This window comes from Dysgonomonas sp. ZJ279 (assembly GCF_011039205.1).
Taxonomy (GTDB): domain Bacteria; phylum Bacteroidota; class Bacteroidia; order Bacteroidales; family Dysgonomonadaceae; genus Dysgonomonas.
In genome coordinates, this window is record NZ_JAAKEL010000023.1 from 38,481 (window position 1) to 46,770 (window position 8,290).

Sequence of the window (8,290 nt, forward strand, 5' to 3'; positions counted from 1 at the left end):
AGGCTATCGGAATTTTATTTTCGATAGCCTTTTTTGTTAGAGATAATACTATTTATTGTTGCGTATACAGATAATATATTCCTGCAATGGCAAGTAAGCCCGCAATAATAGCCAGTATAATTTTGATGGTGCTATATGGCCTGCTTCCTGTTATATTTCCGTTTCGTCCGTTCATATAGAAACTATATAGTTTATTTTTGTAAGTATAAGAAGATATGTAGACAGGCAAAAGGATAAGTTTGAACTTAATATCGGTGATTTTCGTGTCTTTAGAATCTATTTGCTGCTTGTCGCCACCAATATCATATCTTATTTTAGAGTCTATCCTATCGTTTATAACCCTCTTGGCGGTGTTGAAGCCATCGCGCAGATTGGTCGTGTATTTTTCGGTCGAAAACCCACTGAGAAAGCGATTGTCTGCTTCAACCATATTTATTGTATCCCATCCGCCTCCACCGCTTACCTGATCGAGTAATGCTTGGTTGATGTGTTTTGATGCCGATACCATAATATCGTCGAAGAACAAAGAAACATTACCGCTGCAATACGTCCAGCGGGTACGGATTTCGGTACGCTTATTGTTGCCGCTACCTACGGTCACGGTATAGGTATCTCCCCGTTTTCCGGTATAGGAGGTTTCGGTTTGAGCATCATACGTCCAGCAAGGGATATAAAGTCCTTGCAGCTGATCGGTTTGCATAGCTCTTCTCTTTAGTTTGTTTGGTGCAAACCATAATGATTTTAGCCACTTGTGCAAATGCTCGTTTACGCAGTCGTCTGCTATATGAAAGGGCAGTATGTAAGATGCTTGTATGAGTCGCTCTTCATGTGCATCAGATTCTATAAGTGGGGTATTACAATAGGGGCATGCAATCGATTTGGTATTCTCGTCGAAAGTCGATTCCGCTCCACATTTACGGCAGCCTATAATTTTTGTTGCTTTAAGGTTTATCTCCTCATAGGCTCCTGCGTATTTTTCGAAGTCGAGTTCTACAACTTCTTCCACAGGCTTTATATCTATGGGGGTATCTGTATTGCAATAGTCGCAATGCAGGAATGTTGTACCCGGTTTATATTTTAGCGAGGCTCCACAATTCATGCATTGAAATGTGGCATTGCTCATATTGATGTTTTCGTCTGTTTCTGACATGCTTTGTTTTAAGATATCTCCTAAATTCTAACCCCTTCTATACCTCCCCTCCCCAAAGGGAGAGGGCAGAGAGTATATGGAGTGTTGATGAGTTATGATTTGCTTCTCTCTGTCATCCCGAACTGAAAGCCCCTCCTAACCTCCCCCAAGGGGAGGAATACAAAGAGAGTATACAAAGAGCCCCTCCTTGGGAGGGGTTGGGGAGGCTTATTTTGGTAATGGCGGAGGTGTTTGTCCCCACAATTGTTGAAGATCAGATTGGCTTTCTGCGGCAGCCCAATCCGTCATACCTTGTTTCCATACCAGTGTTTCTTTGGTTAATATCTGTTTTGCCACCAGTTCTTTCAGCCCTTCTTTGTTGAACGGTCCCGATTGTTGTCCGCCTACAGCTACATAGTATGCCGTGTCTGTCGGTAGGGGTGGTGGGGGCGTATTTTGAGTGCTTTGTGTCGACATCGATTGAGCCATTGTGTTTGCCATCGCCATTCCTGCGCCTAAACCAATGCCCATTCCGGCTGTTCCCGAAGGGTTTTCGGCAGCGGCTTCCATTGCTTTGGCAGCTTTCATTTTTGTCAGCTTATCCAGGTCGATTTTGTCGAGACGGCTAAGTTCGAATATTTCTTTTTTGACCTCTTCGGGCATTGAGATATTTTCGATGAGGAATTTTGTAACTTCCATACCGTATGCGGCAAAGTCGTCGTGCATGAATCCGAATATACTTTCTGATAGTTCGTTCAGATTGGATGCATATTCTTCTATCGGTTTATTCGCTTCTCCTGTGGCATCCGAAAAGCGTGTTACGATAATGCTTTTTAGTTGTTCGCTGATGTGGTTTGTTGTGAACGACATATTTGTTCCTACTATCTCGCGGATAAATGTAGGTGCATCTGTTATCTTGAATGAGTAGATACCGAATGCACGAACTTCGATCATGCCGAATCTACTGTCTGAAAGTACTAAAGGGTTTTTAGTTCCCCATTTTTGGTCGATGAAATTCTTTGTGCTAACGAAATATACTTCGGCTTTGAATGGGCTGTTGAATCCGTATTTCCAGCCTTTAAGGGTAGATAGGATAGGTAGATTTTGTGTATTGAGGGTATATGTGCCGGGTGTGAATGTATCGGCTATTTGTCCTTCGTTGATAAAGACTGCCATTTGCCCCTCGCGTACTATGAGCTTAGCATTGTTTTTTATTTCGTTGTTATGTCTTTCGAACCGATAGACAATTGTATTTTGTGTATTGTCGAGAAATTCAATTATATCAATTAATTCTCCTCTTAGTTTATTGAAAAATCCCATATATTTAAATTATTAGTGATTTGTTTTTAATTTCGATATTTTATGTTCAAACTTACCACTCTATGGGACTGATGCCTTTTGCCGAGAGGTATTTATTTGCTTCGCTGAAATGATTGTTCCCGATAAATCCTCTGTGAGCCGATAGGGGAGAGGGGTGTACCGATTTAAGTATGAGGTGTTTGTAAGGATCGATGAATGCGGCTTTTTTCTGTGCATACGATCCCCATAGCATAAATACCAGATTTTCCCGTTCTTCGGCAAGATGGCGTATGGCTGCATCGGTAAATGTTTCCCATCCCTTGTTCTGATGCGAGGCTGCCATATGTGCCTGTACGGTGAGTGTGGCATTGAGTAGGAGAACTCCTTGATTAGCCCATCGTGTAAGGTTTCCCGATCGTGGAATGGGAATACCTAAGTCGCGATTTATCTCCTTGAATATATTGACCAGCGAAGGTGGTGTTTGTATGCCGTCGTTTACCGAGAATGAGAGCCCGTGTGCCTGCCCGTCGTTATGATAGGGGTCTTGCCCGAGTATTACCACTTTCACATTATCGAAAGGGGTATGGTCGAATGCATTGAATATCAATTTAGCGGGTGGGAATATCTGTTTGGTGCGATACTCGTTTCTTACAAAATCGGTTAGCTTTGCGAAATAGTCTTTCTGGAACTCATCGTTGAGCCTATCTTTCCAACTTTGCTCTATTTTTACATCCATTAGTTTAATAATTATAGGTTAAGTTGATTCAAATATACTGCTTTTTGGTAATAGATTATTTATGAAGCGATATGTTTTGAATAAGAGGATGTAAAAATCGGAATAATTTTATATTTTTGTGCCTTCTATCATGGCTCTGTAGTTTAATGGATAAAATGGAGGATTCCGGTTCCTTTGATGCGAGTTCGATTCTCGCCAGAGTCACAGATTAGGTTTTGAGTGGTTTTTATCTGTTTCATTAAGTGGTATATGTTAGTGATTATTAGAAGATAAACCTTTTGTGGTTCTTTCCCATTTTGTTTGGTTTTTCAAGATTGTGTTAGTATCTTTGATAGTAATTCGAGCTATTTAATACTCATAAAATGAAACTAAAATACAATGTAAATTTTAGGCTTGAGAAACGTAATGACAAAGAAACAGGAGAGCCAATCACTAAAAACTTGCCAATAAACCTAGATTTCACTTATAATGGTAAGCGTTTGATGTTCTTTACCGGTTATCGTATTGATGCTAGTAAATGGACTGATTTCATAACTAATGCTTCCGGAGAAAAGATTAAGGTTTAGCAAGTCAAGAAAAACACAACAAATAAGGATGGTATTCAGTACAATCAAATAAATAGGCGACTGGATGAAATCAGTTCTTTGATCGTACAGATTTATACTAAGGCTGTCGCAAATAATATCTCCATTGATAATGAGTATCTCCGATCAAATCTAAATAAAGAACTTGGTCAAGAGAAGGTTAATAATACTTCTAGTACAATCTTCTGGAATAAATGGGATGAGTATTTAACAACTCATAAAGTTTCTGACCTCCGTAAGAAACAATTGAAAAGCACGAGGAACCATTTAGAACGATTTGAACAGCAAACAAAGTATAAATTGGCTTTTGAAACTATAACGCCTAAACTACTTTCTGATCTTGAAAACTTTCTACTAAACGATAACCCGGATAAAAAAGAATATGAAGATTTGCCAAAAAATAAAGTTCCTCGCAAGAAATCACAAAATTCTGTATCTAGTATTTTAAAACGTTTCAGAGCATTTCTATCATGGTGTATGCAGTCTCAAAATGGAGCTTTAATAAAAGAAAATCCATATTCTTTTTTCCAACTAAAAGGAGAGGTATACGGCGCTCCTATTTGTATGACTAAAGAGGAACGGGATTATTTATATGATAAAGAGATAATAGATGAAAAATTGGCTAGAGTTAGGGATATTTTTTGTTTTCAATGTTTTGTAGGTTGTCGGGTTGGAGATTTAACGACTTTTACAAAGAATGATATAATTGATGATACCTTAGTTTATTATCCTAATAAGACTAAAACGGAAAATAGGGTTCCGGCTAGAGTTCCTCTCTCAAATAAGGCTAAGGTAATATTAGAAAAATACGACTTCCCAGATGGTAAGTTGCTTCCATATATTTCTGATCAGAAGTATAATCAATATATAAAAGAATTATTTCAGAGAGTTGAATTAAATAGAATGGTAACACGTTTTAATGCTTTGACAATGCAAAAGGAACAAATTCCACTATGGCAAGCAGCTAGTTCTCACTTGGCACGTAGAACATTTATACATATTCTTCACTCGAAGGTAAAGGATAGTGTTATTGCATCGATGTCGGGGCATGTGAAAGGTTCTAAAGCATTTGATCGATATTACGAGGTTGACGATAATACAAGGCAGGAAGCAATAGATAAATATTTAGATTGATTATGAAAAAAGAGTTAGATAGAAATAAAGAAAACAGTGTTTTTGATAAATATTCTTTATTAGTTGATTTATTCGTAATAATGTGTATGTCATGGTATTTTATATACGTGTTATGCGAGAAAGGGTATGGTGTTTACTTTCAGGTAGGTATTATTGCTGCCAATATTTTAATTCCATTTTTTCTCTATAACCTTCGGTATAGTAATATTTTTTCAACACACCAAAGAATAATTGATAATCGTTTGTATACTTCTCGTCTAAGAAAAATTGTATATCGTCAAAGACGAAATTATTTTCTTGTGTTTTGTTCTATTCTTATTTTAGTTATCTTTTTATCTTGTGTTAGTGTTGCACAAAATATTTTGAATTATTCTATTGCCATCTATTTTTTTATTGGGGGGAGCATAGCTATTATTATGATTATGTACTATTTTACAACAAAAAAGTTCATCAGAAATACAAATTCAACGTATTTCAAAAATTATAAAATTGCTGCACAAGGAGTAATTTTGAGAGATATTCGGTTCATAGTAGATATTTGGAAAAGTAATAGAGATATTACAATAGAAAAGGATACTGAAAATGTCTCTCTTGAAGCTAATGGTGAGCATATATTTGACAATATATCTAATAAAATGGCAGAAAAGAATATGGCTAAAGAAGAAATGTTAAGTGAAAAAGCTGTAATCAATCAATTGAAAATTGTTTATGATAATAATCAAAAATTAGAGTCTAGGTTATTTGAATGTAGTGATTCCAATACGTTGGTTAAATTGTATTCTGGGATTCCTTTTGATGATAACGAGTATTTTAGATGGATATTAACAAGAGAATCTAAGGACCGACTGTATAATAAAGCTTATGATGGGAAACCAACCTCTTTAGATTTATGTTTGTTTATGATATATCTTTTAGAAGGTAAGGATAGTAATCCATATCAACGGAGTGATAATAAAAAAATTATATACCTAATATCAAATAAAGTTGAACTAAATGGAAGAATTGTTAGTCTAAATACTAATCGTAGAAGCTACCTTGTGTCTAATGCACGAAATAATAGGGGAAAAGATACCATAATAAGGACATTATTTCAGACTAAGTAAAGGACAAAGTGGTATTTTGCACTTTGCTCTTTATTTTTTGTATTGCTCTTCGTATAAGTAGTTCTTTGCCTAACAGAAAACAACGTAATAATATCTAATAAATTAAAAACCGTTTATAATGAATGCAAAAGAACAACCAACAGTAAACATCGGTGGAACGATTTACACTCCTATAGATGTAAACGAGATGCGAGAAATTATACATTCCGCAGTTGAAAGTGCAATACAAGGAAAAACGAGAAAAGAATCCAAAAAGACATTTATTCGAGGTATCCATGGTCTCGCAAAATTTCTGAATATCTCTCCAAGTAAAGCCCAAGAAATAAAAAATAGTGGGCGCATAAGTTTTTTTAACAACGGACGTGTAGTCTTGTTCGATCCCGACAAAGTTTTAGAAGAATTAGAAACTCAAGCTAAGAAAGCAAAGGGTTAATTATTCTTACTTATATTTTCTCTGTTTTAATCCAATAATTTATTTATATGTTAAAGTGGTGCATGAAAATTCATGTACAGGGACTTTCTATGCAATTTTTTTAATACAATCAAATAGAAACATAAATGGATGGTTATTCACTCACGGCTAAAATGAGAAAGATACGGCGACGATTTCGCTTAACAGCTACGGAGCAAGCTCTATATCAAGAATTGATAAGTATCTGTAATGAAGAAGGATGGTCTGAGATATTTCGTGTAGCGAATAATGAATTATTTATTGCATTAAATATTACAGAGAAAACACTTATTAAAGCACGAGAAAGCCTTATTAATAGTGAACTCATTTTTTATAAATCAGGAAAAAGTAAACGGTCTGTAGGCTCATATAGTTTTACCAAAACATTTGAAACGGCAGTAAAAATTACAGTAGATGATATAGGCAATAGTATATATGGGGGTTAAAAAGAAAAATACAAAACGCCGCGCGCTCGTGTGCAGCTTGAAAGCCTTATGAATAAAGGGTTTCGGCTATATTTTGGGTGTAAGGCTATTTTATTTTGAATGATACAAATGTCATGTTTATAGCATGTGATTGTCATGTGGGGCAAGAAAACGCGGGGCTTAGTGCCTCTTTTTTTATGTCTCGGTGTTTAAGTTTTGATTTATGAGTGCTTTTTGTGTTTTAATGATCGTGAATAATCGGTGTTTTTACAGTGGTAAAATAGCGTTTTAACGGTGTTTGAACAATCGACGAAAAAGTGCTTTTTCTCTCAATGGTGCGTCAAATGGTGCGTCAAATGGGGTGTCAAAACGTGGTTTTTAATTGTGTGTACGGATATACAAACGATCATAAAAAGGGGGGTAATGGCATAAATATGTCTTTAAAAGACCCCAAAACACCAAATGTCAGCACAATAATAATACGTTTAATTACCTGATAAACAGATATTAGATTGTGATTTTATGTGAGTTGTTAGAAAAACTATCTTATCAAGTCTAATTAATATGCGCACTCTTTATAAAAAGACCTATAAGGCATAAGAAAAGCGGCAAGTAAACAGTATATGTTTATTTGCCGCTTTTGTTGTATTAATATCTTATTTCGAGGTCTTGCGAAAGTTGGGTGCTACTAGCTGGCTGGCTAGTTTGTACGCTTCTTTGCTATCTGATACCGTGTATTTGCTTTTACGCACTTGTACAAATGTACTATTGTCGTACCAGTCATTCGGCGGTAGGAACTCGCACCAAAATGGGGCGTCAATAGGCAAAGTTATGTCATGTAACGGCTTTAGGTGTTCGAGGTCGCCGATTCTTAGTTGAATATAATATCGGTCGCCGCCGTCTCTAATATAATCTGCCCAACGTTCGGCGGTTAATGCCGATTGTGTAATGTATATATATTCTCTCTCTATCGTTTCACGCTCACAATCGGGGTCTATTGACCGAACGTCTTTAAAAAACTTACTAAAGGGCTTTATATTGTCTTTGTCTGTTAATAGTAGATCGTTAATTCGCTTCTTTTCGTTTACAGTAGCGCAAAGCGAGAACATAAACGAAGTATTTTTAATATAGTCTATGGCGGTTTGAGGGGTGTAGCTCTCTATCATATTAAAAAAAAATCTATTTTTTTGATTGATTAATTATTTAGTTAGCAGAATGTTAAAATGAAACAATTATAATGAGTGTATATAGTACTCAATAATAAACGATTTAAGTTATTAATTTTTTTTATTTTTGCGCCTCAAAAAAAACGACGACATATAAAGAGGAAATTAAAACAAAATTACGTTAGTCAAATACTATTTACTTAAATGATCTATAAACTTATCTTTTGAGGCGATAATCTCGTCTTGCGATTTTATTGTCTTAT

Annotated in this window: 9 protein-coding genes and 1 tRNA gene; 6 read left to right on the forward strand and 4 right to left on the reverse strand. The window is 35.8% G+C overall.

Annotated elements, in window-relative coordinates:
* Positions 1 to 52: 52 nt before the first annotated feature.
* The 3 genes from G7Y57_RS15740 to ung form a co-directional block, all read right to left on the reverse strand.
* Positions 53 to 1,150: a hypothetical protein gene (locus G7Y57_RS15740; protein ID WP_165026263.1), complete on the reverse strand. Its 1,098-nt coding sequence runs from the start codon at positions 1,148 to 1,150 to the stop codon at positions 53 to 55.
* 207 nt (positions 1,151 to 1,357) lie between these two features.
* Positions 1,358 to 2,449, reverse strand: a complete 1,092-nt coding sequence (locus tag G7Y57_RS15745) for an SPFH domain-containing protein (protein ID WP_165026266.1) — start codon at positions 2,447 to 2,449, stop codon at positions 1,358 to 1,360.
* Positions 2,450 to 2,501: 52 nt separating this feature from the next.
* Positions 2,502 to 3,164 (reverse strand): uracil-DNA glycosylase, encoded by a 663-nt coding sequence (gene ung / locus G7Y57_RS15750; RefSeq protein ID WP_165026270.1) that lies wholly within the window; start codon positions 3,162 to 3,164, stop codon positions 2,502 to 2,504.
* A 132-nt stretch (positions 3,165 to 3,296) separates the two neighbouring features.
* Here ung and G7Y57_RS15755 point away from each other — a divergent pair.
* The 6 genes from G7Y57_RS15755 (at position 3,297) to G7Y57_RS15780 (ending at position 6,882) form a co-directional block, all read left to right on the forward strand.
* A tRNA-Arg gene (locus tag G7Y57_RS15755) sits at positions 3,297 to 3,368 on the forward strand.
* Between the two features lie 158 nt (positions 3,369 to 3,526).
* Complete coding sequence (locus G7Y57_RS15760) at positions 3,527 to 3,730, forward strand: hypothetical protein (protein ID WP_165026273.1); 204 nt, start codon at positions 3,527 to 3,529, stop codon at positions 3,728 to 3,730.
* Positions 3,731 to 3,808: 78 nt separating this feature from the next.
* On the forward strand, positions 3,809 to 4,882 hold the full coding sequence (locus G7Y57_RS15765) for a phage integrase SAM-like domain-containing protein (RefSeq protein WP_165026277.1): 1,074 nt from the start codon (positions 3,809 to 3,811) through the stop codon (positions 4,880 to 4,882).
* A gap of 2 nt (positions 4,883 to 4,884) precedes the next feature.
* Complete coding sequence (locus G7Y57_RS15770; RefSeq protein WP_165026280.1) at positions 4,885 to 5,985, forward strand: hypothetical protein; 1,101 nt, start codon at positions 4,885 to 4,887, stop codon at positions 5,983 to 5,985.
* Between the two features lie 118 nt (positions 5,986 to 6,103).
* Positions 6,104 to 6,418, forward strand: a complete 315-nt coding sequence (locus tag G7Y57_RS15775) for a DUF3853 family protein (RefSeq protein WP_165026284.1) — start codon at positions 6,104 to 6,106, stop codon at positions 6,416 to 6,418.
* A gap of 125 nt (positions 6,419 to 6,543) precedes the next feature.
* Positions 6,544 to 6,882 (forward strand): hypothetical protein, encoded by a 339-nt coding sequence (locus tag G7Y57_RS15780; RefSeq protein WP_165026320.1) that lies wholly within the window; start codon positions 6,544 to 6,546, stop codon positions 6,880 to 6,882.
* 635 nt (positions 6,883 to 7,517) lie between these two features.
* Here G7Y57_RS15780 and G7Y57_RS15785 read toward each other — a convergent pair.
* Positions 7,518 to 8,027 (reverse strand): hypothetical protein, encoded by a 510-nt coding sequence (locus G7Y57_RS15785; protein ID WP_165026323.1) that lies wholly within the window; start codon positions 8,025 to 8,027, stop codon positions 7,518 to 7,520.
* Positions 8,028 to 8,290: the final 263 nt, after the last annotated feature.